Annotated in this window: 22 protein-coding genes; 9 read left to right on the top strand and 13 right to left on the bottom strand. The window is 66.9% G+C overall.

What is annotated here, in order from left to right; all coding sequences use genetic code 11:
- The 3 genes from CHC02_RS27875 to CHC02_RS27865 form a co-directional block, all read right to left on the bottom strand.
- Positions 1-290 (bottom strand): IS110 family transposase (locus CHC02_RS27875; RefSeq protein WP_141137691.1); only part of this gene is annotated, 290 nt, incomplete at its 3' end.
- Between the two features lie 246 nt (positions 291-536).
- A complete protein-coding gene (locus CHC02_RS27870; RefSeq protein ID WP_089394627.1) occupies positions 537-1,736 on the bottom strand; it encodes a lytic murein transglycosylase in 1,200 nt (399 codons plus the stop codon).
- Between the two features lie 11 nt (positions 1,737-1,747).
- Positions 1,748-2,419 (bottom strand): polysaccharide lyase family 7 protein, encoded by a 672-nt coding sequence (locus tag CHC02_RS27865; RefSeq protein ID WP_089394626.1) that lies wholly within the window; start codon positions 2,417-2,419, stop codon positions 1,748-1,750.
- Between the two features lie 159 nt (positions 2,420-2,578).
- Here CHC02_RS27865 and CHC02_RS27860 point away from each other — a divergent pair, with 159 nt between their 5' ends.
- The 3 genes from CHC02_RS27860 (at position 2,579) to CHC02_RS27850 (ending at position 6,017) form a co-directional block, all read left to right on the top strand.
- Complete coding sequence (locus tag CHC02_RS27860; protein ID WP_089394625.1) at positions 2,579-3,373, top strand: dienelactone hydrolase family protein; 795 nt, start codon at positions 2,579-2,581, stop codon at positions 3,371-3,373.
- A 329-nt stretch (positions 3,374-3,702) separates the two neighbouring features.
- Positions 3,703-4,407, top strand: a complete 705-nt coding sequence (locus CHC02_RS27855; RefSeq protein ID WP_089394624.1) for a 4'-phosphopantetheinyl transferase family protein — start codon at positions 3,703-3,705, stop codon at positions 4,405-4,407.
- Between the two features lie 248 nt (positions 4,408-4,655).
- Positions 4,656-6,017, top strand: coding sequence for an OprD family porin (locus CHC02_RS27850; protein WP_089394623.1), 1,362 nt, complete (start codon positions 4,656-4,658; stop codon positions 6,015-6,017).
- Positions 6,018-6,361: 344 nt separating this feature from the next.
- Here the strand turns inward: CHC02_RS27850 and modC are convergent, their stop codons facing one another.
- The 3 genes from modC to modA are packed head-to-tail and all read right to left on the bottom strand — an operon-like array spanning position 6,362 to position 8,900.
- Positions 6,362-7,450, bottom strand: coding sequence for a molybdenum ABC transporter ATP-binding protein (gene modC, locus CHC02_RS27845; RefSeq protein WP_089394622.1), 1,089 nt, complete (start codon positions 7,448-7,450; stop codon positions 6,362-6,364).
- A gap of 1 nt (position 7,451) precedes the next feature.
- Complete coding sequence (modB, locus tag CHC02_RS27840; protein ID WP_089394621.1) at positions 7,452-8,132, bottom strand: molybdate ABC transporter permease subunit; 681 nt, start codon at positions 8,130-8,132, stop codon at positions 7,452-7,454.
- A 12-nt stretch (positions 8,133-8,144) separates the two neighbouring features.
- Positions 8,145-8,900: a molybdate ABC transporter substrate-binding protein gene (gene modA / locus CHC02_RS27835; RefSeq protein WP_089394620.1), complete on the bottom strand. Its 756-nt coding sequence runs from the start codon at positions 8,898-8,900 to the stop codon at positions 8,145-8,147.
- 95 nt (positions 8,901-8,995) lie between these two features.
- On the opposite strand from modA, the gene CHC02_RS27830 reads away from it, so the two are divergent.
- Positions 8,996-9,424: a TOBE domain-containing protein gene (locus CHC02_RS27830; protein ID WP_089394619.1), complete on the top strand. Its 429-nt coding sequence runs from the start codon at positions 8,996-8,998 to the stop codon at positions 9,422-9,424.
- Between the two features lie 206 nt (positions 9,425-9,630).
- Here the strand turns inward: CHC02_RS27830 and CHC02_RS27825 are convergent, their stop codons facing one another.
- The 5 genes from CHC02_RS27825 to CHC02_RS27805 form a co-directional block, all read right to left on the bottom strand.
- Positions 9,631-9,993, bottom strand: coding sequence for a YidH family protein (locus CHC02_RS27825; protein WP_089394618.1), 363 nt, complete (start codon positions 9,991-9,993; stop codon positions 9,631-9,633).
- Between the two features lie 73 nt (positions 9,994-10,066).
- Positions 10,067-10,492, bottom strand: coding sequence for a DUF6691 family protein (locus CHC02_RS27820; RefSeq protein ID WP_089394617.1), 426 nt, complete (start codon positions 10,490-10,492; stop codon positions 10,067-10,069).
- Positions 10,493-10,494: 2 nt separating this feature from the next.
- The gene (locus CHC02_RS27815; RefSeq protein ID WP_089394616.1) at positions 10,495-10,926 is read right to left on the bottom strand and encodes a YeeE/YedE family protein; all 432 of its coding nucleotides are present in this window, start codon (positions 10,924-10,926) and stop codon (positions 10,495-10,497) included.
- Positions 10,927-11,004: 78 nt separating this feature from the next.
- Positions 11,005-12,618, bottom strand: a complete 1,614-nt coding sequence (locus CHC02_RS27810) for an ATP-binding protein (protein WP_089394615.1) — start codon at positions 12,616-12,618, stop codon at positions 11,005-11,007.
- Positions 12,619-12,837: 219 nt separating this feature from the next.
- Positions 12,838-13,548 (bottom strand): response regulator, encoded by a 711-nt coding sequence (locus CHC02_RS27805; RefSeq protein ID WP_089394614.1) that lies wholly within the window; start codon positions 13,546-13,548, stop codon positions 12,838-12,840.
- Between the two features lie 754 nt (positions 13,549-14,302).
- Here CHC02_RS27805 and CHC02_RS27800 point away from each other — a divergent pair.
- The 3 genes from CHC02_RS27800 to CHC02_RS27790 all read left to right on the top strand — a co-directional run bounded on the left by CHC02_RS27800 (position 14,303) and on the right by CHC02_RS27790 (position 20,090).
- Positions 14,303-17,194, top strand: a complete 2,892-nt coding sequence (locus CHC02_RS27800; RefSeq protein ID WP_089394613.1) for a ribonucleoside-diphosphate reductase subunit alpha — start codon at positions 14,303-14,305, stop codon at positions 17,192-17,194.
- Positions 17,195-17,354: 160 nt separating this feature from the next.
- On the top strand, positions 17,355-18,602 hold the full coding sequence (locus tag CHC02_RS27795) for a ribonucleotide-diphosphate reductase subunit beta (protein WP_089394612.1): 1,248 nt from the start codon (positions 17,355-17,357) through the stop codon (positions 18,600-18,602).
- Positions 18,603-19,625: 1,023 nt separating this feature from the next.
- On the top strand, positions 19,626-20,090 hold the full coding sequence (locus CHC02_RS27790) for a BRO-N domain-containing protein (RefSeq protein ID WP_089394611.1): 465 nt from the start codon (positions 19,626-19,628) through the stop codon (positions 20,088-20,090).
- A 196-nt stretch (positions 20,091-20,286) separates the two neighbouring features.
- Here CHC02_RS27790 and CHC02_RS27785 read toward each other — a convergent pair whose 3' ends face one another.
- Positions 20,287-20,574 (bottom strand): helix-turn-helix domain-containing protein, encoded by a 288-nt coding sequence (locus CHC02_RS27785; RefSeq protein WP_089394610.1) that lies wholly within the window; start codon positions 20,572-20,574, stop codon positions 20,287-20,289.
- Between the two features lie 454 nt (positions 20,575-21,028).
- Entirely contained in the window at positions 21,029-21,493 is a 465-nt protein-coding gene (locus CHC02_RS27780; protein WP_089394609.1) for a MarR family winged helix-turn-helix transcriptional regulator, read from the bottom strand.
- 254 nt (positions 21,494-21,747) lie between these two features.
- Here CHC02_RS27780 and CHC02_RS27775 point away from each other — a divergent pair, with 254 nt between their 5' ends.
- Positions 21,748-22,701: a PDR/VanB family oxidoreductase gene (locus CHC02_RS27775; protein WP_089394608.1), complete on the top strand. Its 954-nt coding sequence runs from the start codon at positions 21,748-21,750 to the stop codon at positions 22,699-22,701.
- 37 nt (positions 22,702-22,738) lie between these two features.
- A complete protein-coding gene (locus CHC02_RS27770) occupies positions 22,739-23,815 on the top strand; it encodes an aromatic ring-hydroxylating oxygenase subunit alpha (protein ID WP_089394607.1) in 1,077 nt (358 codons plus the stop codon).
- The last annotated feature ends 37 nt before the right edge of the window (positions 23,816-23,852 follow it).

Below are 23,852 nucleotides of genomic sequence, written 5' to 3'. Positions count from 1 at the left end.
CAGATCGCTTCGGCGTCGTGGGCATCGTGCTTGTCGCCCTTGACGTAGGGTTTGACGAACTGCGGGGCGATCAGGCGGACCTCGTGTCCCAGCTGGCGCAGTTCGCGCGCCCAGTAGTGCGCACTGCCACAGGCCTCCATCGCCACCAGGCATGGCGCCAACTGGCGGAAGAAATCCTGGACCTTGTCGCGCTTGAGCTGGCGACGGCACACCACCTGTTCGTGGCTGTCGACCGCGTGCACCTGGAAGACTTGTTTTGCCAGATCCAAGCCAATGCGTTTAATGTTCATCGTGACTCCCCCTCCGGGACTGTTGCCAACACATCAGTCTGGCACCTAGATGCCGTAGGAGGGAGGAGTCCATTTCATTGCCCTACGTCAAGGTCGGGCCTGGTGTAGGGCGCATAACGCCTACGGCGTTATCCGCCGTTTGGCCTCGGTGCCCGGCGGCTCCGGGGTTGACCTGGGCGTTGGCTGCGGCCTCGGTGTATCGGCGGATAACCGCGAACGGTTATTCGCCCTACGAAAAGCGGCGGTTCAGTGCGCGGCTTGCAGGGCCTTGAGGATCTTCTGCCCGGCGCGGCCGTCGGCCGGCTGCAGGCCCAGGCGTTGCTGCTCGGCCTGGATGGCGCGGCGGGTGTTGTCGCCGATCAGCCCGTCCGGCTCGCCGATGGCGTGGCCGCGGGCCAGCAGCAGTTGCTGCAGTTCCTTGCGCTGGGCGCGGCTCAGGCCCGGGTCGTCGGTCGGCCAGGGGGTGCGCAGGCCGGGTTCGCCGCGCAGGCGGTCGGACAGCAGGGCGATGGCCAGGGCGTAGCTCTCGGCGGCGTTGTAGGAGTAGATGGCGTCGTAGTTGCGCAGCACCAGGAAGGCCGGGCCGGCCTTGCCGGTGGGCAGCAGGATGGCCGCGCGGGCGTCGCCGGCCGGCAGCGGCCCGCCGTCGATGCGCTTCACCCCCAGGGCCTGCCAGTCCGCCACCGTACGCCGCTTGGTGCGCCCGGCCTGGGATTCGGCGAAGTTCGCCGGCAGCTTCACCTCGTAGCCCCAGGCCACGCCGGGCACCCAGCCGGCCTTGCGCAGGTAGTTGGCGGTGGAGGCCAGGGCGTCGGGCACGCTGCTGACCAGGTCGCGGTGGCCGTCGCCATCGAAGTCCTCGGCGATGCGCGCGTAGGTGCTGGGCATGAACTGCGTCTGGCCGAAGGCACCGGCCCAGGAGCCGGTGATGCCGGCATCGCGCAGGTCGCCCTGCTGCAGCAGCTTGAGGGTGGCGAAGAACTCGCCCTGGAAGAACGCCTGGCGCCGCCCGTAGCACGACAGCGTACCGAGGGAGACCAGCAGCGGGCGCTTGCCGGTGATGCGGCCGAAGTCGCTCTCCACGCCCCACACCGCCGCCACCGTGTACTTGTCCACCCGGTACTGGCGGGCGACGCGCTCGAACAGCTCGGCGTGCTTCGCCAGCATGGCCTTGCCATCGGCGACGCGCTGATCGTCCACCAGGCCGGCCAGGTAGTCCCACAGCGGGGTGACGAATTCCGGCTGGGCGTTGAGCAGGTCGAGCACGCTGAGGTCGGCCGCCAAGCCGCCGGTGTAGCGCTGGTAGGCGGCGGCGCTCACGCCCTTGGCGGCGGCCTGCGGCTGCAGGCGCGCGAGGCAGGCGGAGAATTCATCGGCCATGGCGCCCGGGGCCTGGGACAGGCCGGCGGCGAGCAGCAGGGCCGGGAGGATTCGGGAAGGCAGCATGGGGCGGTTCCTCAACGGTGCATGATCGACAGGGCGCTGAAGGTCGCCCGCCCGCCTTCGCTGGCGGGGCCGCGATTATCCTGCAGGTACAGCCCCGCCTTGAAGTACAGGCCCTGGCGCGCCCACCGCGGGTCGAGCTGGCGGACCAGGCGCTGGTCGTTGACCTCGATGCTCAGCACGCCGGTGCGCGACACGCCGATGCGGTAGTCGAAGCTGCGCCCCAGAGGAATGCCGTCCAGCACCGTGTAGGTGATGGCGGTGGCGTCGCCCGGGCGCTCGCGGATCTGCGCCAGCACCCGGCCCTGGTCCAGGCGCAGCTGGTAGACCAGCTTCAGCAGCGGCGCGGCATCCCCGCTGCCGGCGCCGTCGCTGTGGACCTGGCCGATCACCATGCGGCGCATGGAAGGCACCGCGTCCACCTTCAATGTAGCGCGCAGCAGGCTGTCGACGTTCGGGTAGCGCCAGGTGTAGGGCGTGCCGTCGCTGCGCGTCTCGCGCAGTTCGGTGCGCGGGAACTCGCTGTTGGGCGTGTGGCTGCCGTTGACCGGCACCCAGAACTCCACGCCGTCGATGCTGCGGTGGAAGTACGGGCTCTGATAGTCGCGCTGCAGCGCCGGGGTGGAGATGGTCCTGGCCGGGCGGCCTTCGGGGAGGGTGAGGTTCCAGGTACTGAGGTCGAACATCCGTTGTGGGTCCCGCACGGCTGACTGGCCCGGCAAGGGTAGCCGATGGCGCCGCGGCTTTCACGCCATGCCGCGGGCTTGAGCGGTTGCGCCGGGAAAATCCGACCGCCGCCGCACAACCGGCTATCTTTTTCAGTCCACCCTCTGGAGAAAACGCCCATGCGCCTGCTCGCCACCCTGCTGCTGCTCGGCCTGGGCTTCGCCGCCCAGGCGCAGGTCAAGACCCAGGAAATCCCCTACCAGGCCACCGACGGCACCAGGCTGGTCGGCTACTTCGCCTACGACGACGCGCAATCCGGCATCCGCCCGGGGATCATCGTGGTCCACGAATGGTGGGGCCTGAACGACTACGCCAAGCGCCGCGCCCGCGACCTCGCCGCGCTGGGCTACGCGGCGCTGTCCATCGATATGTACGGCGAGGGCAAGGTGGCCGAGCACCCCGAGCAGGCCCAGGCCTTCATGCAGGAGGCGCTGAAGAACGCCGACGCCGCCAAGGCGCGCTTCCAGGCCGGCCTCGACCTGCTGAAGAAACAGCCGCAGACCGACCCGGCGAAGATCGCCGCCATCGGCTACTGCTTCGGCGGCAAGGTGGTGCTGGACATGGCCCGCCAGGGCCTGCCGCTGCTGGGCGTGGCCAGCTTCCACGGGGTGCTGGCCACCGCCACCCCGGCGCAGCCGGGCGCGGTCACCGCCAAGGTGCTGGTGGAGCACGGCGGCGCCGACAGCCTGGTGCCGGCCGACAGCGTGGCCGCCTTCAGGCAGGAGATGGACGCGGCCAAGGTGGACTACAGGTTCGTCGTCCAGCCCAACGCCAAGCACAGCTTCACCAACCCCGATGCCGACAAGCACAAGGGCCACGGCCTGGACGTGGGCTACGACAAGACCGCCGACCAGAAGTCCTGGGCCGACCTGCAGGCCTTCCTCAAGGACATCTTCCAGCAGAAGGCCGATTGAAGGGCGATGGGTATCGCTTCGCCCAACCCATCCTGCGGGGCGTTGTTCCTGGCCGGGCCGGGCAAAAAAAACGGGAGCCCGAAACAGGGGCTCCCGCACAGCATCTGTGAAAAAGCCGGAGCACGCGGCTCCGACAACAACCTCACCTGCGTTCCGGCAAAGGAACGCGAGGCACAGTGTGGCAAATTCCCCGGGCGCCGATCCGTAGCGCTTCGGTAAACCTTTGCAAGCGAATGTAAAGGCTGCGTGACCGCCCGGACGCGACTGGACGGTCACTCGCCACACGAATCCACTGGCACCGCGTCCGGCGGCCGGGCAGAATCCCCGCCATGCTCGACACCGACGACTTCCTCACCCCGCCCCAGGCGCACTGGCCGCTGCCCCAGGCACTGCCCGGCGCCCTCCTCCACAGCTGCCGCTTCCAGCCGCAGAAGCTCGACGCCCAGGCCTTCGGCCGCCATGGCGTGGACCTGCCGCCGAACATCGGCCGCGCAGTGGCCAAGCGCCGCGCCGAGTTCCTCGCCGGGCGCCTGTGCGCCCGCGCCGGCATCCAGCGCCTGACCGGTCTAACACAGACGCCGGGCCTGGCGGCCGACCGCTCGCCGATCTGGCCGGGCGGCCTGGCCGGCTCCATCACCCATGGCGACGACTGGGCCGCCGCCGTGGTGGCCCGCCGCGACGCCTGGCGTGGCCTGGGCCTGGACGTCGAGACGCTGCTCGACGAGGCCCGCGCCAGCCGCCTGCAGGCGGAAATCCTCACCCCCGCCGAGCGCGAGCGCCTGGCGCCGGAGCAACTGGGCCTGGGCGTGACCCTGACCTTCTCGCTCAAGGAAAGCCTGTTCAAGGCCCTCTACCCCCTGGTGGGCCGGCGCTTCTACTTCGAGGACGCCGAACTGCTGGCCTGGGACGCCGAGGGCCGCGCGCGCCTGCGCCTGCTCTGCGACCTGTCCGGGGAATGGCACCGCGGCCGCGAACTGGATGCGCAGTACGTCCTGTTCGACGGGCGCCTGCTGAGCCTGGTGGCGGTCGCCTAGCGCTCCGCCGCCAAGGTGCGGCATCGCGGCCATTGACTGGAAAGTCAGAATTTGGCCTCATGCACCGCGTCCAACGACCGACCCCAGCCTTTGCCTGACCGCATCATCGTCACGGCAATCACGTCTTGCCCTCATCGCTATATACAAAAATATATAGCGATGGATGCAAGACGCGGCTACCTTGGCCGGCGCGGACGGCGCCACCCCGGCCACATACATAGAAAAAGAACGGACCAAGGAGCATGACAATGAAGCGATCCACCCTCGCCCTGGCCATCGCCACGGCGGCCCTCGCCCAGCAGGCCAGCGCCGGCGGGTTCATCGAGGACAGCAAGGCCAGCCTCGGCCTGCGCAACTTCTACATCAACACCGACAACCGCAACGGCCCCGCCTCGCCGAGCAAGCAGGAAGAATGGGGCCAGGGCTTCATGCTCAACTACGCCTCCGGCTTCACCGAGGGCACCGTCGGCTTCGGCGTCGACGCCCTGGGCCTGCTCGGCCTGCGCCTGGACGGCGGCGGCAAGTCCGGCAAGAGCGGCATCGACCGCCAGCCGGGCACCATCTTCCCGCTGGAGAGCGACGGCAGCGCGGTGGACGAGTTCAGCAGCCTGGGCCTGACCGCCAAGGCCAAGGTGTCGAAGACCGAGTTCCGCTACGGCACCCTGCAGCCCAAGCTGCCGGTGGTGGTCTACAACGACGCGCGCCTGCTGCCGATGACCTACGAGGGCGGCCAGGTCACCTCCAACGAGTTCAAGGACCTGACCCTGACCGGCGGCCAGCTGACTCATACCAAGGGCCGCAACTCCACCGACTGGCGCAGCATGTCCATCGCCGGCGCCAACGGCAGCAGCGCCAGCTCCCGCGACAGCAACAAGTTCTACTTCGCCGGCGGCGACTACAAGGCCACCAGGGACCTGACGCTGCAGTACTACTACGGCCAGCTGACCGACTTCTACCAGCAGCACTTCCTCGGCCTGACGCACAACTGGGCGATCGGCCCGGGCACCCTGAAGACCGACCTGCGGGTGTTCATCAGCGATTCCGACGGCAAGAACGGCAGCACCGCCGGGCGCAAGGACGGCTACGTCAGCAGCGGCTACTACGGCAGCGGCGTGACCAAGGGCGAGGTGGACAACAACGTCTACAGCGGCCTGCTCACCTACAGCCTCGGCGGCCACAGCCTCGGCGCCGGCTACCAGGTGCTCACCGGCGACAGCGACTTCCCCTACCTGAACCGCGGCGATGGCGAAGGCACCAGCACCTACCTGCACACCGACGCCCAGCTGCTGAAATTCAACCACGCCGGCGAGCGCACCTGGATCGGCCGCTACGCCTACGACTTCGCCAAACTCGGCGTGCCCGGCCTGACCTTCAGCGTGCTCTACCTCAACGCCGACGACATCAGGACCGGCCGCGGCGACCAGGGCGAGTGGGAGCGCGACATCGCCGTGGGCTACGTGGTCCCCGAAGGCACCTTCAAGGGCCTGGGCCTGGCCTGGAAGAACGCCACCATGCGCAGCGGCCTGCCGGTCAGCGGCTCGGGCACGGCGACGCAGCGGGACCAGGACGAGAACCGGTTGATCGTGAGTTATACGTTGCCGTTGTTCTAGGTCTTGGGTCTGGAGGGGGGTTGTTAAGAGCAACAGAGCCAAAAGCCCCTCTCCCTAACCCTCTCCCTGAAGGGAGAGGGGACCGTTCGGAGTGCTCGGGTATTTCGGAGTTAGCCGGACATTATGGCGTCCGGCTGAAGCCATGCTTTCCGCCGGCACGGACAAGCCCCCTCTCCCTTCAGGGAGAGGGCTGGGGAGAGGGAACGGAGCCACCCCAAAGCCCAAAAGCCACCGGGCCGCACCAGGATGCTCTTCGTAGGAGCGAGCTTGCTCGCGAACCGCATGGCACCGCATTTGTTCGCGAGCAAGCTCGCTCCTACGAAAAGCCATAAAGCCATCCGCCCTCAAGCCAGCAGCGCCACCGACTTCACCTGCGCCCACACCCCCTGCCCCACCCGCAGCCCCAGTTGCTCGCAGGAATAGCGGGTGATCCGCGCCAGCAGCGGGTTGCCGCCCACGTCCAGGCGCACCAGCAGGTGCGCCGGGGTGTCGGTGGGGGCCAGTTCGGTCACGGTGGCCGGCAGCAGGTTGAGGATGCTGCTCTGCGCCGGGCGCTGCAGGGCCAGGCTGACGTCGCGGGCCTGGACCTTGATGCGCAGCGCCTTGCCCCGCGGCAGGGGCTCATGGGCCAGGCGGATGCGTTCGCCGCAGCCGGGCAGGCCGAGTTCGAGCAGGCCGTAGCCGGCGTCGTGGCCCAGCACCTGGCCGTCGATCACCACGCCGGCGTCCTCCAGCAGCGAGGTGGGCAGGTCGGTGCGCGCCAGGGTCTCGCCCACCGCGCCGCTGGCCAGCGCGCGGCCGGCCTCCAGCAGCACCAGGTGGTCGGCCAGGCGCGCCACTTCGTCCGGCGAGTGGCTGACGTAGAGGATGGGGATGTCCAGCTCGTCGTGCAGGCGTTCCAGGTAGGGCAGGATTTCCGCCTTACGCTTGAGGTCCAGGGCCGCCAGCGGCTCGTCCATCAGCAGCAGGCGCGGGCTGGTCAGCAGGGCGCGGGCCATGCCCACCCGCTGGCGCTCGCCGCCGGACAGGTGGCGCGGCATGCGTTCGAGCAGGTGGCCGATGCCCAATAGCTCGCAGGCCTGGTCCATGGCCACGCGGTGCTCGCGCGCCGGCACGCGCTTCATGCCGTAGCGCAGGTTGCGCCGCACCGACAGGTGCTCGAACAGGTTGGCGTCCTGGAACACGTAGCCGATGGCGCGCTTGTGCGGCGCCAGGAACAGGCCCTGTGCGCTGTCCTGCCAGGTCTCGCCGTTGACCACCAGGCGCGCCTCGCGCGGCCTTTCCAGGCCGGCCACGCAGCGCAGCATGGTGGTCTTGCCCGAGCCGGAATGGCCGAACAGCGCGGTCACCCCGCGGCCCGGCAGGTGCAGGTCGAGGTCCAGGGTGAAGCTGCGGTACTCGAGCAGGAAGCGTGCTTGGATGTCTGCCGGCATCTCAGTTCCAGGCCGAATGGCTGCGGCGCGTGGAGTACAGCGCCAGCAGCACGAAGAAGGAGAACACCACCATGCCGCCGGCCAGCCAGTGCGCCTGGGCGTACTCCATGGCCTCGACGTGGTCGAAGATCTGCACCGAGACCACGCGGGTCTGGCCGGGGATGTTGCCGCCGATCATCAGCACCACGCCGAACTCGCCCACGGTATGGGCGAAGCCGAGGATGGCGGCGGTGACAAAGCCCGGCCGCGCCAGCGGCAGGACCACGCTGAAGAACGTGTCCAGGGGCCCGGCGCGCAGGGTCGCCGCGGCCTCCAGCGGGCGCGTGCCGATGGCCTCGAAGGCGTTCTGCAGCGGCTGCACCACGAAGGGCAGCGAGTAGATCACCGAACCCACCACCAGCCCGGAGAAGCTGAACGGCAGGCGCTGCCAGCCCAGCGCGTCGGTGAGCTGGCCCACCGGGCCGTGGGGGCCCAGGGTGACCAGCAGGTAGAAGCCGATGACCGTCGGCGGCAGCACCAGTGGCAAGGCCACCAGCGCACCCAGCGGGCCCTTGAGCCACGAGCGGGTGCGCGCCAGCCACCAGGCGATGGGGGTGCCCAGCAGCAACAGGATCAGGGTGCTGACGGTGGCCAGCTCGAGGGTGAGCCGGATCGCCGTGAAGTCCGCCGCGGTCAGATGCATCGTTTTCCCTGTTTACAGCTCGTAGCCGTAGGCCTTGATCACAGCGGCCGCCTTCGGCCCCTTCAGGTAGTCCACCAGGGCCTTGGCCGCGGCGTTGTCCTTGCCCTTCTCGAGGATCACCGCGTCCTGGCGGATCGGTTCGTAGAGGTCGGCCGGGACTATCCAGGCCGAACCGCCGGTCACCTTGCCATCCTTGTAGATCTGCGACAACGCCACGAAGCCCAGCTCGGCGTTGCCGCTGGACACGAACTGGTAGGCCTGGCCGATGTTCTGGCCCTCGACGAGCTTGCCGGCCAGCTTGTCCTTCAGGCCGAGCTTGTCCAGCACCTGGGTGGCGGCCAGGCCGTAGGGCGCGGTCTTCGGGTTGGCGATGGACAGGTGCTGGAAGCCGCCCTGCTTCAGCACCGCGCCCTTGGCGTCGACGTAGCCGTCCTTCGCCGACCACAGCGCCAGCTTGCCGATGGCGTAGGTGAAGCGCGAGCCGGGCACGGTGGCCTTCTCCTGCTCCAGCTTGGCCGGGGTGGTGTCGTCGGCGGCGAGGAACACCTCGAAGGGCGCGCCGTTCCTGATCTGCGCGTAGAACTGCCCGGTGGCGCCGAAGGAGGCCACCAGCTTGTGCCCGGTGTCCTTCTCGAAGTCCTTGGCGATGGCCTGGATGGGCGCGGTGAAGTTGGCCGCGACGGCGACCTGCACCTCGTCGGCCAGCGCCGCGTGGGCGGCCAGGCAGGCGGCCAGGGCCAGGGAAAGGCGGGCGAATGCGTGTTTCATCGATGTGCTCCAGTGGTTGACTGTCGTTCTGCTTCGAGGGGCCCGCCGGCTCTGCTATACCTTCCTGACCTCACTGGAGCCAGGGAGAGAAAGACATGAAAGTCAGCGCGCGCAATGTGTTCCGCGGCAAGGTCAGGCAACTGCGCAACGGCGCGGTGAATGCCGAGGTGGTGGTGCAACTGCCCGGCGGCAACGACCTGGTGGCCATCGTCACCGAGGAAAGCGTGAAGAGCCTCGGCCTGGCCCAGGGCAAGGACGTGGTGGCGCTGGTCAAGGCGCCCTGGGTGATGCTGATGACCGACGCCGAGGGCATCCGCCTGTCGGCGCGCAACTGCCTGGCCGGCACGGTGAAGTCGGTGGCCGATGGCGCGGTGAACGCCGAGGTGGTGCTGGACCTGGGCGGCGGCAGCGAAGTGGTGGCGGTGGTCACCCGCGACGCCGTCGCCGAGCTGGGGCTGGCGGCCGGCGTCAAGGCCACGGCGGTGATCAAGGCTTCCCATGTGATTCTCGGTGTTCCTTCCTGATGGATGCCACGGCACGTCGCTGGCGGGCCCCGGTCGAGGTCGGGGCCCGCTGCTAGAGATTCGTTATATCAAAAATTACATAACGGAACCCGCGGCACTGCAATACCCATTAAGGGCAACGCCATCAGCGTGGCCGGGGGCGTCCGTGCCGGGGAGCACGCCAGCATTCTGCATTTATTGACTTAAAGGTCAACTTCCACCTGGTGCTACAACGCCAGGTACAGCGTCAGCAGCAGGCCCAGGCCGGCCACCGCCAGGTTGAGCCAGGGCCCGGCGTTGACCCGGTAGCCCTCGGGAATCTCCACCGGCTTGAGCCCGCGCACCACCTGGCGGTACTGCAGCGCCGAGCTGCAGGCGGCCACGCAGCCGAGCGCGATGAACCCCAGCCCCACCCAGAACGACATGCGCTGCGCCGCCGCGGTCTCGAGGCCTGCGTGCATCAGGCGCAGCAGCAGGCCGGTGCGCTCCACCACGAAGCCGAAGGCGATCAGCGCCAGGGCGGTACGGTTCCAGGCCAGCAGGGTGCGCTCGGCGGCGAAGAAGACGCGGGGGTCGTTCAGGTCGGACATGGGGCCTCGGTTTGCCGGGGAATTCCCCGGTAGCGTAGGCGGCGGGCCGCCGCGCGTCCAAGCAACCGCGGCCTCATGCCCCGTCGCCCTCGCGCCGCTGGCGCCATTCGAACAGCCCCATGCCGGCCAGCATCCCCACCACGAACAGCGCCGCCTGCCAGTGGCCGGCGCCCAGGCCGACCAGCGCCGGCCCCGGGCAGATGCCGGCAATGCCCCAGCCGACGCCGAACAGCAGGCTGCCCAGCACCAGGCGGCGGTCCAGGTCGCGCCGCGCCGGCAGTTGCATGGCGCCGCCGAGCAGGCCATGGGCCTTGCCCCGGGCCAGGCCGAAGAACGGCAGGGCGGTGGCGATGGCGCCGACCATCACCAGAGCCAGGGACGGGTCCCAGGCCCCGGCCAGGTCGAGGAAGGCCAGCACCTTGGCCGGGTCGGCCATGCCCGCCAGCAGCAGGCCCAGGCCGAACAGCAGGCCGCAGAGGAAGGCGCTCAGTCGGGCCATGTTCAGGCTCCCAGCAGGTGGCGGATGCAGAAGACGCTGGCGAAACCGCTGGCCATGAAGCACAGCGTGGCCACCAGCGACCGCGGCGACAGCCGCGCCAGGCCGCACACCCCATGGCCGCTGGTGCAGCCGGCGCCGTAGCGGCTGCCCAGCCCCACCAGCAGCCCGGCCAGCAGCAGCGCCGGCCAGGCGCTGTCGAAGTGCAGCGCCGGCAGCGGCCCGAAGGCCAGCCACAGCAGCGGCGCCAGCAACAGCCCGAGGAGGAAGGCCAGGCGCTCGCCGCCGGCGCCGCCCCTGGCCAGCAGGCCGCCGAGCAACCCGCTGATGCCGGCCACGCGGCCGTTGAGCAGGGCGAACAGGCCGGCGGCCAAGCCGATCACCGCGCCGCCGGCCAGGGCGCTCCAGGGGGTGAAGGCATTCCAGTCGATGCTCATGGACAGGGCTTCCAGAAAACAATATACAAAAATATATAATGTATTTTCGTAAAGTATCAACCGGGGCCGCCGGCCGGCCTACTCCCTGGGCGCCTGGCGCCGCGGCCAGGCCAGGGTGAAGCAGGCGCCGCCCAGGCCCGGGCTGCGGGCGATGGACACCCGGCCGCCGTGCCAGCGGATGATCCGCCGCACGATGGACAGCCCCAGGCCATGCCCGCCGGTGACCCGCGTGCGGCTGTCGTCGACGCGGAAGAACGGCGTGAACAGGCGCTCCCAGCGGTCCTCGGGCACGCCCGGGCCGTCGTCCTCGACGTCCACCTGGCAGCGGTCCAGGCTGACGCGGTAGCTCACCCGCACCCGCGTCTCGGCGTAGCGGATGGCGTTGCTCAGCAGGTTCTGCAGGGCGCGGTGCAGGTAGCGCGGCTCGGCCTCGATCCAGCTGCCCTGGTCGAAGGGCACCAGCGCGCCCGCCTCGCAGCTCACCTGCACCTCGCGGCGCAGCGGGGCGATCTCCGCCACCACCTGGCGCACCAGCGCGCCCAGCTCCACCGCCTGGTAGCTCAGCGCCGGCGAGCCCTGCTCCAGGCGCGCGTAGGTGAGCATCTCGTCCACCATCTGGTCGAGGTCCTGGATGTCGCCGTCCATGCCCTCGATGTACTTGCGCCGGGCCTTGTCGTCCTCGGCGGACTCGATCATCTCCAGGCCGAAGCGCAGCCGCGCCACCGGCGTGCGCAGCTCGTGGGACACCGCGCGGACCAGCTCGCGCTGCACGCTGACCAGGCGCTGGATCTGCTCGGCCATGTGGTTGAAGGTGCCGGCCAGGCGCCCCACCGAGTCGCTGCCGCGCTCCTCCACGCGGGTCTCCAGGCTGCCGCGGGCGATGCGCGAGGCGGCCGACTCCAGGCCGCGCAGGCGCTGCTCCAGGCGGCTGACCAGCAGGTACAGGGTGAGGCCGATCAGCGACAGGCCGACGGCGGCGATCAGCAGCAGCAGTTGCGGCGGGTAGGGGTTCATCTGGTAGATCGGCCCCAGCTCCAGCACCCAGGGCGTGTCGACGATGCCGGCCACCACGCGGATGGAATCGCCGTTCTTGCCCAGCGCCAGCACGGTGTCGCCCTCCTCCACCCGGCGGCTCTGGTCGTCGTCCAGGTCGATCTCCTTCAGGCGCAGCAGGTGCACGTCGAAGCCGAAGCGCTTGTCGCGCACGATGCGCGCCAGGTGGTAGGGCTGCTCGCTGGCGGGGAAGCGGCGCAGCTCGTCCATCAGCATATAGATGGTGGCCCGCGCCAGCTGCTCGCTGACCTGCTCCACCTCGCCGGTGAGCACCAGCCCTTCCTGCAGGCTGACCTGGGTGTAGATATTCACCTGGTGCGGGCCGAAGGCCTCCACCAGCACCTGGTCGTTCATCAGCCGCGCGCGATCGCGGCCGTCCATGCCCAGCGCGTCGAGCTTCTGCAGGCTCAGCGGGATGCCCATCAGGCGGCTCCACTGCAGCAGCGCGCGCTTGCGGTCCACCTCCTCCATGGGCGCCATCTCGTCGGCCATCAGGCGGAAGGTGCCGCGGGCCAGCTCCTCGCGGTAGCGATCGCCGCGCACCTCGTTGACCAGGTGCAGGGTCAGCACGCCGAGGGCGGCGACCAGCACCAGGGTCAGCAGCATGCCGCCGTAGATGCGCAGGAAGATGGATTTCATCGGCTGCCCCCTGGAGCGCCGGGTTCATGGGCCGGGGTGAAGTCGCTGGGTTCCCGCCTGCGCAGGAATGACGCCGGGAAGTATGGATACCGGGGGGCTGCTGCGCAGGGTGCGGGAAACACCGAACCCACCCCCGTCATTCCCGCGAACGCGGGAACCCAATGAACAGCCGCAGCAACGCACGACCCCGAAGCCAGGCGGCGGATCAGCGCAAGCCCCCTACTGCTCGCCAACGAACAGGTAGCCCTTGCTGCGCACCGTCTTGATCAGCCGCGGGTGCATGGGGTCGTCGCCGATCTTCGGGCGGATGCGCGAGATGCGCACGTCGATGGAACGGTCCTGGCCGTCGTACTCGATGCCGCGCAGGGAATTGAAGATCTCCTCGCGGGAGAGGATGCGCCCGGTGTTGGCGGCCAGCAGCCAGAGCAGGTCGAACTCGGCGCTGGTCAGCTCGATGGTCTGGCCGTCCAGCCAGGCCTCGCGCATGGCGTTGTCGATCACCAGCTTGCCGAAGGCCAGGCGCTTGCTGCCCGCCGCCGGCGCCGGCGCCTCCTCCGGCCCCTCGCTGCGCCGCAGCAGGGCGCGGATGCGCGCCAGCAGCAGGCGCGGGCGCACCGGCTTGCACACGTAGTCGTCGGCGCCCATCTCCAGGCCCTGGATCTGGTCCATGTCGTCGGTGCGCGCGGTGAGCATCAGGATCGGGCCGTCGTAGTCCGGGCGCAGGCGCCGGCAGATCGACAGGCCGTCCTCGCCGGGCAGCATCAGGTCCAGCACCACCAGGTCCGGCCGTTCCGCCAGCACGCGGTCCACCGCGCGGGCGCCATCGGCCTCGACGCTCACCTTCAGGCCGTTGCTTTCCAGATAATCCTGGGTCAGCTCGGCCAACCGCTGGTCGTCCTCGACAATGAGGATTCGCGCCTCTTGCTCCACACCGCCTCCCAATGCACCTGAACGGGTCCGCCGCGCACCGCCGCGAGGCAGGCGCCGGGGCGCCGCGCGGCGCGTGCGGACGTGCCGCATTGTAGCCAGGAAGCCGCGCCATGGCACGGGCGGAACGCGCGCGGGCATGACCACAAGATATTGTGGTAGGGTTCGCCCCCTGCCCCACAGCGCCGGCGTACGAAAAAGCCTGCGCGTGCGTGACGAACGGCGAAATTCAGCGGTGGTGCGGCCTGGCGCGATCCATACGCGCTCACCCACACGCCACCCACAATTTATCCACAGGTTTCCCCCAGCCTGTCATCTTGCAAAGCCCCCGGCAGCGCATTATCTTGTATCCCCGTTGCGGATAACCCCTACATGTTGGGTCCGCGACCTGGAACCGGACACAAGAAGAAGCACGAGGTCGCGAGCCTTTTCCACGGCTCCTCCGGTTCCCCCAGCAGCTGCATCCAGGCGTACGGAAGTCCGAGGCGGCGCAGGCCGCAAAGGAGTGATCGATGTCGATGGCCATGCGGTACGGGTGTTGCAACCGATCGGTCAACACCACTAGGTATTGTGGTTCCGGCCCGTAAAGCCGGACACCCGACTTGGGCCAGGGAGGCGCTTGAGTCCCCATCCCCTGCTCCAGACGTTTTTTGCGCGGCCGGCCACGCCGGACGCACACGCTCTTTTTGCTCTTTTTTCGGGACGGCGCCCGGCGCCGGTAACAGAACCCATTACGAGAACGTGGAGACACCCACCCATGCAAATCGACACCACTCGCGAGAACCCGCAGGCCGCAGCGCCGCAGGCCGCCGAATCCGCCCAGGATCTGGCCGCCACCGCGCCCGGCCAGCTGCGCGTGATCAAGCGCAACGGCACCGTAGTCCCCTACACCGATGACAAGATCACCGTAGCCATCACCAAGGCGTTCCTCGCCGTGGAAGGCGGCACCGCTGCCGCCTCGTCGCGCATCCATGAAACCGTCGCGCGCCTGACCGAGCAGGTCACCGCGACCTTCAAGCGCCGCATGCCGTCCGGTGGCACCATCCACATCGAAGAAATCCAGGACCAGGTCGAACTGGCCCTGATGCGCGCCGGCGAACAGAAGGTCGCCCGCGACTACGTGATCTACCGCGAAGCCCGCGCCGCCGAGCGCAAGACCGCCAGCGCCGCCGGCGAAGTCGCCCAGCCGCACCCGAGCATCCGCATCACCAAGGCCGACGGCAGCACCCAGCCGCTGGACATGGGCCGCCTGCAGACCATCATCCGCGAAGCCTGCGAAGGCCTGGCCGAGGTCGACGGCGGCCTGATCGAGCGCGAGACCCTGAAGAACCTGTACGACGGCGTGGCCGAGAAGGACGTCAACACCGCCCTGGTGATGACCGCCCGCACCCTGGTGGAGCGCGAGCCGAACTACTCCTACGTCACCGCCCGCCTGCTGATGGACACCCTGCGCGCCGAAGCCCTGGGCTTCCTCGGCGTGGTCGAGAGCGCCACCCACCACGAGATGGCCGACCTCTACGCCAAGGCCCTGCCGGCATACGTCGAGAAGGGCGTGGAGTTCGAGCTGCTCGATCCCAAGCTGAAGACCTTCGACCTGGCCAAGCTGGGCGCCGCGCTGAACCACGAGCGCGACCAGCAGTTCACCTACCTGGGCCTGCAGACCCTCTACGACCGCTACTTCATCCACAAGGACGGCATCCGCTTCGAACTGCCGCAGGTGTTCTTCATGCGCGTGGCCATGGGCCTGGCCATCGAAGAGCCGCAGAAGGAAGAACGCGCCATCGAGTTCTACAACCTGCTGTCGTCCTTCGACTACATGTCGTCCACCCCCACCCTGTTCAACGCCGGCACCCTGCGCCCGCAGCTGTCCAGCTGCTACCTGACCACCGTGCCGGACGACCTGTCGGGCATCTACAGCGCCATCCACGACAACGCCATGCTGTCGAAATTCGCCGGCGGCCTGGGCAACGACTGGACCCCGGTGCGCGCGCTGGGCTCCTACATCAAGGGCACCAACGGCAAGTCCCAGGGCGTGGTTCCGTTCCTGAAAGTGGTCAACGACACCGCCGTGGCCGTGAACCAGGGCGGCAAGCGCAAGGGCGCCGTGTGCGCTTACCTGGAAACCTGGCACCTGGACATCGAGGAATTCCTCGAGCTGCGCAAGAACACCGGTGACGACCGCCGCCGCACCCACGACATGAACACCGCGAACTGGATTCCCGACCTGTTCATGAAGCGCGTGTTCGAAGACGGCACCTGGACCCTCTTCTCCCCGGCCGACGTCCCCGACCTGCACGACCTCTACGGCAAGGCCTTCGAAGAGCGCTACGAGTACTACGAAGCCCTGACCCAGTACGGCAAGCTGAAGCTGCACAAGGTCGTCCAGGCCAAGGACCTGTGGCGCAAGATGCTCTCCATGCTGTTCGAGACCGGCCACCCGTGGCTGACCTTCAAGGACCCGTGCAACCTGCGCAGCCCGCAGCAGCACGTGGGCGTGGTGCACAGCTCGAACCTGTGCACCGAGATCACCCTGAACACCAACAAGGACGAGATCGCCGTCTGCAACCTGGGCTCGGTGAACCTGGTCAACCACATCGTCGACGGCAAGCTCGACGTCGAGAAGCTCGGCCGCACCGTCAAGACCGCGGTCCGCATGCTCGACAACGTCATCGACATCAACTACTACTCGGTGCCCCAGGCGGAGAACTCCAACCTCAAGCACCGTCCGGTGGGCCTGGGCATCATGGGCTTCCAGGACGCCCTGTACCTGCAGCACATCGCCTACGGCTCCGACGCCGCCATCGACTTCGCCGACAAGTCCATGGAAGCCATCAGCTACTTCGCCATCCAGGCCTCCTGCGACCTGGCCGAGGAGCGCGGCGCCTACGAGTCCTTCGACGGCTCGCTGTGGTCGCAAGGCATCCTGCCGATCGACTCGCAGAAGCTGCTGATCGAGGCCCGCGGCGCCAAGTACATCGAAGTCGACCAGAGCGAGAGCCTGGACTGGGCCCCGGTGCGCGAGCGCGTGCGCAAAGGCATCCGCAACTCGAACATCATGGCCATCGCGCCGACCGCGACCATCGCCAACATCACCGGCGTGTCGCAGTCCATCGAGCCGACCTACCAGAACCTGTACGTGAAGTCGAACCTCTCCGGCGAGTTCACCGTGATCAACCCCTACCTGGTGCGCGACCTGAAAGCCCGCGGCCTGTGGGACCCGGTCATGGTCAACGACCTGAAGTACTACGACGGCTCCGTGCAGCAGATCGAGCGCATCCCGCAGGACCTCAAGGACCTGTACGCCACCGCGTTCGAGGTCGAGACCAAGTGGATCGTCGACGCCGCCAGCCGCCGCCAGAAGTGGATCGACCAGGCCCAGTCGCTGAACCTGTACATCGCCGGCGCCTCGGGCAAGAAGCTCGACGTGACCTACCGCATGGCCTGGTACCGCGGCCTGAAGACCACCTACTACCTCCGTGCCCTGGCCGCCACCAGCACCGAGAAGTCCACCATCAACACCGGCAAGCTGAACGCCGTGAGCTCGGTGATCGACGAAGGCCTGCAAGCCGCCCCGGCCGCTGCCCCGCAGCCGGCCCCGGTGCCCAAGGCCTGCAGCATCGACAACCCGGACTGCGAAGCCTGCCAATAAGAGCAGCGGCAAGCTGCAAGCGACAGGCCGCAAGCCGTCCGCAGTTGCCTTAACGTGCTCGACGACGGTGAAGCCAGGTGCGCCCTGGCTTCACCGGCAACACCAAACCTCTTGTAGCTTCAAGCTTGTGGCTTGTAGCTGCGACTGAAAGGAGCCCCCAATGCTGAGCTGGGACGAATTCGACAAAGAAGACCCCACCGAAGCCAAGGCCGCCCCGGCCGTGGCCAAGGCCGCCGCCCAGGCCGCCGACAAGCTGGACGACGAAGCCGCCGGCTCCGTGGAAGAAGCCCGCGCCGTCTCCGCCAGCGACTCCGACGCGGTCGCCCGCGCCAAGCAGGCCCTGGACGCGCTCGACATCCAGGAAGGCCTGGACGACCTGGAAGGCTCCGCCGCCCGCGTGCAGGTCGGCGACAAGCAGATGATCAACGCCCGCGCCGACCTCAACCAGCTCGTACCCTTCAAGTACGACTGGGCCTGGCAGAAGTATCTGGATGGTTGCGCCAACCACTGGATGCCGCAGGAAGTGAACATGAACGCCGACATTGCCCTGTGGAAGAGCAAGGACGGCCTGAGCGAAGACGAGCGCCGCATCGTCATGCGCAACCTCGGCTTCTTCTCCACCGCCGACTCCCTGGTGGCGAACAACCTGGTGCTGGCGGTGTACCGCCTGATCACCAACCCCGAATGCCGCCAGTACATCCTGCGCCAGGCCTTCGAAGAGGCGATCCACACCCACGCCTACCAGTACTGCATCGAGTCGCTGGGCATGGACGAGGGCGAGATCTTCAACATGTACCACGAGATCCCGAGCGTCGCGAAGAAAGCGTCCTGGGGCCTGAAGTACACCCGCTCGATCTCCGACCCGCAGTTCCAGACCGGCACCCCGGAAACCGACCGCCAGTTCCTGCGCAACCTGATCGCCTACTACTGCGTGCTGGAAGGCATCTTCTTCTACTGCGGCTTCACCCAGATCCTCTCCATGGGCCGCCGCAACAAGATGACCGGCACCGCCGAACAGTTCCAGTACATCCTGCGCGACGAATCCATGCACCTGAACTTCGGCATCGACGTGATCAACCAGATCAAGATCGAAAACCCGCACCTGTGGGATGCCCAGATGAAGGACGAAGCCACGCAGATGATCCTGCAGGGCACCCAGCTGGAAATCGAATACGCACGCGACACCATGCCGCGCGGCGTCCTGGGCATGAACGCGGCGATGATGGAGGACTACCTCAAGTTCATCGCCAACCGCCGCCTGACCCAGATCGGCCTGAAGGAAGAATACCCGGGCACCAGCAACCCCTTCCCGTGGATGAGCGAAATCATGGACCTGAAGAAGGAAAAGAACTTCTTCGAGACCCGCGTGATCGAGTACCAGACCGGCGGCGCGCTGAGCTGGGACTGACGGAAGTAGTAGCAAAGCAGCAAGTCAAGACCATTAGAAACGCTGATACTCGAAATGGAATTTTGGGGCAGTGATTAGAAAGACAAAAGCCCCGCCTTGTGCGGGGCTTTTTATTTGGAAAGAGAAATGATAATTCGCCAAAATCAAAATTTCAGTTTATGGACAGCATTCAAGAAAGAAATAATTGTCTGCACCCTAATAGGCAGCATCCCTGTCTGGCTCTGTTTCTACATCTATGGGCTAGCTGAAACACTACAAACGATTCAATCACTTCTAACAGTAAAGATGGTGACAAATCTCTTTGGAGTCTACGCTTGTTTTGCAATTTCCATCCTAGTAACACGCATAGCCTTCACGCCAAAGAGAGAAAGAACAGAGAAAATATTTACCCATGCAAAACCATATTTACAAGAAGGGATCTCAGCCTTTCATGGCGCATCGAGACTAGGTTGCGGGGCATCACTTGGTTACGGAACCCTCTGTATCATGAGCACACCTTCCAACTTAAGCACGTACACTCCAACATTACTAGTATGGATTTTCTCACTATCCTTATGCACAGCTATTGCTTGGTTCTTTGAGATTTTTAAAATTTATAACCCAGGAAGCAGAGCAAGCGATTATCAATAGTCAAAGCCTACAATAAACTTCTCTTCGGAATTTTGGATTTATGTCCAAAGATCTTTCACTTGACCTATCTCTGCCATCCCCCTAATCTCGCATCCGGCGCCTAAGAAACGCCTAAACCAGAGCGGTCCACCGCACCCGATAGCCTATGCGGCTTTTTTGCGCCTGCGGCCCTGTCGCGTCCGCAAGAAAGAACCCGTGCTGTCGGGAGTGGGCTAATACAAGACCCGCAAGGGGAATACGTCCGGCCCGTCTCTGGTGGGTTTCTTAGCTCCCGACTCCAATCACGCCCTAAGAAGCGACCAGAGGTAATGGATATGCCTATCACCCCCAGCCTTCAGCCCGAAGGCGCTTCGCCGTACCTGCCCTCTTCCCCCTCCACCCTGGAGGTGCGCCATGTCTGAAGAGGTCCTGATCCCCACCCTGTTCACCCGCCACAAGCGCCAACTGCGCGCCCTGCTGCTGGAAGACCAATGCTGGTTCTGCGCCCGCGACCTCGGCCGGCTGATGGGCATGCCGTCGCTGGAAGAGCGCGTGCTGCGCAACCTGGACGACGACCAGCACCGCCGCGCCTGGCTGCGCGGCGGCAACGGCGACTACGAGGACGAACTGCTGCTCAGCGAGTCCGCCGTATACGCCACGCTGATCCACCACTTCCACCCGGAAAACCGCTGCATCCGCCAATGGATCACCCAGGAAGTGGTGCCCACCCTGCGCGACAGCTACCGCCACGACACCCGCCAACCCCGCCGCGAAACCCTCCACGCCCCCACCCAGGCCCTGACGGTGCTGCACTGGCAAGGCATGCTGTGGGTACCCTACCGACAATGGCCGCAGCTGAACGCCACACCCAACCGCTAAGCACCAGACCTGTTCGTAGGATGGCGTTGAGCGCAGCGATACCCATCGATGGCGAGGCAGCATGGGTATCGCTTCGCTCCACCCATCGTACGGGGGCTGGCGCTTCGGGTTCGGCCACGGCGTTGGCGGCAAGAACGGCAACGGCGTACAACCGCGAACGGTTGTACGCCCTACGCAACCTGCCCTCCGGGAGCGATCACGCCGCCTGATGTTCTATGGTCAGGCCGATGGACAGTCCGGCGTGAACGGCGAGCACAACCAGAGCATCCAGGCTGAACTCACCCAACTGGCCGCGCTTGAGCAGGGTATAACGCGGCGCAGTGATACCCAGACGCTGGGCGCGGCTGCGGTCGGTGCCATCCCAACTGGCTGCCTCCTTCTGGATCGCCTGCAGGAGTGTCGCGCGCAGGCGCAGCTTTTCCGCCTCTGCGGTGGTGTCTGCAATGGCGTCGAAGACGCTGTTGAACGCTTGGACCTCGATCATTTTCTTTCCCTCGGTCAATCGCGCAGGCGGCTCCTGGCCAGGTCGATATCTGCCCGCTGATAAAGCCAGGCAAGCAAAATTATCGGAACCGATAACGCGGCACAATTTTCCTGTCGACCAAAAGCGGAGTTTGGCGTTAAGGATGCGGCCCAGCACCGTAGGGCGCAGGGAAGCACGGTCGTAGGAGCGGACTTTGTCCGCGATTGGATTCACCGGCCATGCCGCATACCTCGGTAGCGTGACCAGCGGCGTACAACCGCGAACGGTTGTACGCCCTACGGGTGGGCCCGGCGTAGGGCGAATAACGCTCCGCGTTATCCGCCGTTTGACCTTGGCCGCGGTCCGCTCGGTGCCGGGCACGGAGCCGCCATCGGAGCTGCGCCAGGCTAAACCACGGCGTTGCCGACAAGGAAGGTGTAACGGCGTACAACCGCGAACGGTTATTCGCCCTACATCAGGACTCCGGCTCCACGGCGTTCACCGCGTCCAGCTGGGCGCTCATCCGGTGCAGGAAGTCGATGAGCATCTCCACCTCCTCCTCGCCCAGGGCCGCCAGCAGCAGTCTCTCCCTCTCCAGCGCGGTCACCAGCACCCGGTCGTGGAGTTCACGCCCCGATGGGGTCAGCGAGACCGTGTACCGGCGCGCGTCCTTCGCATCGACTTTCGTCGCCACGTAGCCATCGCGCTCGAGCACCTGCAGCGCTCGGCTGACGGCGCTCTTGTCGAGGCCTATCACCTGCACCACGCGGTTGGCGCTGATGTGGTCTTCCACCGCGAGCATGGCCAGCACCCGCCACTCCACTATCCCTATCCCGAAATGCTTGCGGTAGCAGGCCGAGGCCCCGCTGGCCATCTTGTTGGTCAGCGAGGTCAGCAGTGCGGGAACGTAGCGGTCCAGGTTGAGGGGCGAGCGGGGCATGTCGAGCGGTTCCTGCGCGTTGATTGAATTGGTTGACATCGCAACTAAAATACTTAGGATGGGAATCACCCATAGATTCCGCGTCCGCATCCAAGCGCACGCGGCACGACAATAATAATCCAGAGGTGCCGTGCCATGTCTTACCCGCGCCCGTACTTCCCTCCCGACGCTCACGCCTGACGCACCCTGCCGGTAACGCCGGCCCCACGTCCATTCGCTTTCGAACACTGCACAGCCGCGGTGGGGGTACGCTCATGCTCGAAGTTCGTGTCGCTCGAAAAATCGCCGAAGCCGAAGGTGTCTGCAGCTTCGAACTGGCCGCCGCCAACGGCGCGGAACTGCCGCCATTCACCGCCGGGTCGCACATCGACGTGCATGTCGCGCCGGGGATCGTCCGCCAGTATTCGCTGTGCAATTCGCCCCATGAACGCGGCCGATACCTCATCGCGGTGCTCGACGAACCAGCCTCGCGGGGCGGCTCCCGAGGCATGCATGCGGACGTGCAGGAAGGCTCGCGCCTGGCCATAGGCGCACCGCGCAATCTGTTCGACCTGGACCTCGGCGGCGATCGCTACCTGCTGTTCGCCGGCGGCATCGGCATCACGCCGATGCTCGCCATGGCCCACAGCCTTCTCGCGGCGGGCAAGCGCTTCGAGCTCCACTATTGCGGCCGCTCCATCGAGCGCCTGGCATTCCTTGGGCTTCTGAACGAGGCCCCCTTCGCGAAGCACCTGCGGGTTCATGTCGACAACGGCCCGGTCGAGCAGCGGCTGGATGCAGCGCAGGTCCTCGCGTTGCCCGCGCAGGGCGACCAGCTCTACGTTTGCGGGCCGTCAGGCTTCATGTCGCACATCCAAGCCACCGCCAAGGCCTCCGGCTGGAGCGATCGGCAGTTCCACCGCGAGGACTTCACGGCTCCGCCGCAGGTTCTCGAAGGCGACCGGGCCTTCGAGATCGAGCTGTCCAGCTCCGGCCGCGTGCTCCAGGTGCCCGCGCAGAAGACCGCCCTGGAGGTGCTGCTGGCGCACGGCGTCGCAATCGAAAGCGCCTGCGAACAGGGCATCTGCGGCACCTGCATCACCCGCGTGCTGGCCGGTGAGCCGGACCACCGCGACCAGTACCTGGACGCCGCGGAGCACGCCCGAAACGACAGCTTCACCCCTTGCTGTTCCCGTTCCCGCAGCCCACGCCTCGTGCTGGACCTGTGACCTTCAACAAGCCCACACCTGATAGCTGGAGACCGCCATGAGCACATCGCAAGCCCAGTCACTCGCCTACGAGGTTGCGGCGCCCGCCGCGCCGCCGAAGTTCCCGCTGGACCAGTGGTACGTCGCAGGCTTCGCCTGGGAGCTGAAAGACAAGCCGATAGGCAGGACCCTGCTCGGCCAGCCCGTCGTACTGTTCCGCACCGCGGATGGCCGGCCGGCAGCCCTGGAGGATCGCTGCTGCCACCGGGCGCTCCCGCTGTCCCACGGCACGCTCGAAGCGCAAGGGGTGCGCTGTGGCTACCATGGCCTGCTGTTCAACGGCGCGGGGCAGTGCCTGGAGGTGCCCGGGCAGGAAAGGATTCCCACCAAGGCCAGGGTGCCGGCCTACCACGTCCGTGAGCGCGACCGGATCATCTGGATCTGGTTCGGCAGCGCGGAGCACCGGGAGCCGACCTGCGAGCCCCCGGCCTACGAGGTCCATAGCAGCGGCGAGTACCTCTACGACGGGGGCGTCTACCACTACCAGGCCCCCTATCAGCTCATCCACGACAACCTTCTCGACCTGAGCCACCTGGGCTACGTGCACCTGCGAACCATCGGCGGCAACGCCAGTATCCACATGAACGCCCGGATGCGCGTCGAGAGCGACGACAGCAGCGTGCGGGTGGTTCGCCACATGCCGGGCTCGGTGCCGCCGCCGACCTACACCGCCGCCTACCCGTTCCGGGGCAAGGTCGATCGCTGGCAGGAAATCGAGTTCCGCGTCACCCACCTGCGCATCTGGACCGGCGCGGTCGACGCCGGCAGCGAATCGCTCGACGACCCCCGCCGCGGCGGCTTCCACATGCGCGGTTTCCACGGCGTGACGCCCGAGACGGAAAGCACCAGCCACTACTTCTGGACCATCGCCACCAACCCACGGAGCAATCCCGAAGAGACCAAGGCGAAGGTCGTCGAACAGACCGTCATGACCTTCGACGAGGACAAGGTCGTGATCGAGGCCCAGTACAGGAACATGCTCGCGTTCGGCCCCCGGCCGCTGGTGGACATCCACGTGGACGTGGGCGCCAACCGCGCGCGCAGGATCATCGAGCGCCTCCGCCAGGCTTCCTGATGGCCGCAGAGGCGGCCGCAACAGCCGGCGGCCCGTC

Origin of the sequence: Pseudomonas delhiensis, from assembly GCF_900187975.1 — a bacterium.
Classification (GTDB): domain Bacteria; phylum Pseudomonadota; class Gammaproteobacteria; order Pseudomonadales; family Pseudomonadaceae; genus Pseudomonas; species Pseudomonas delhiensis.
This window is presented reverse-complemented; position numbering and strand designations above follow the sequence as displayed.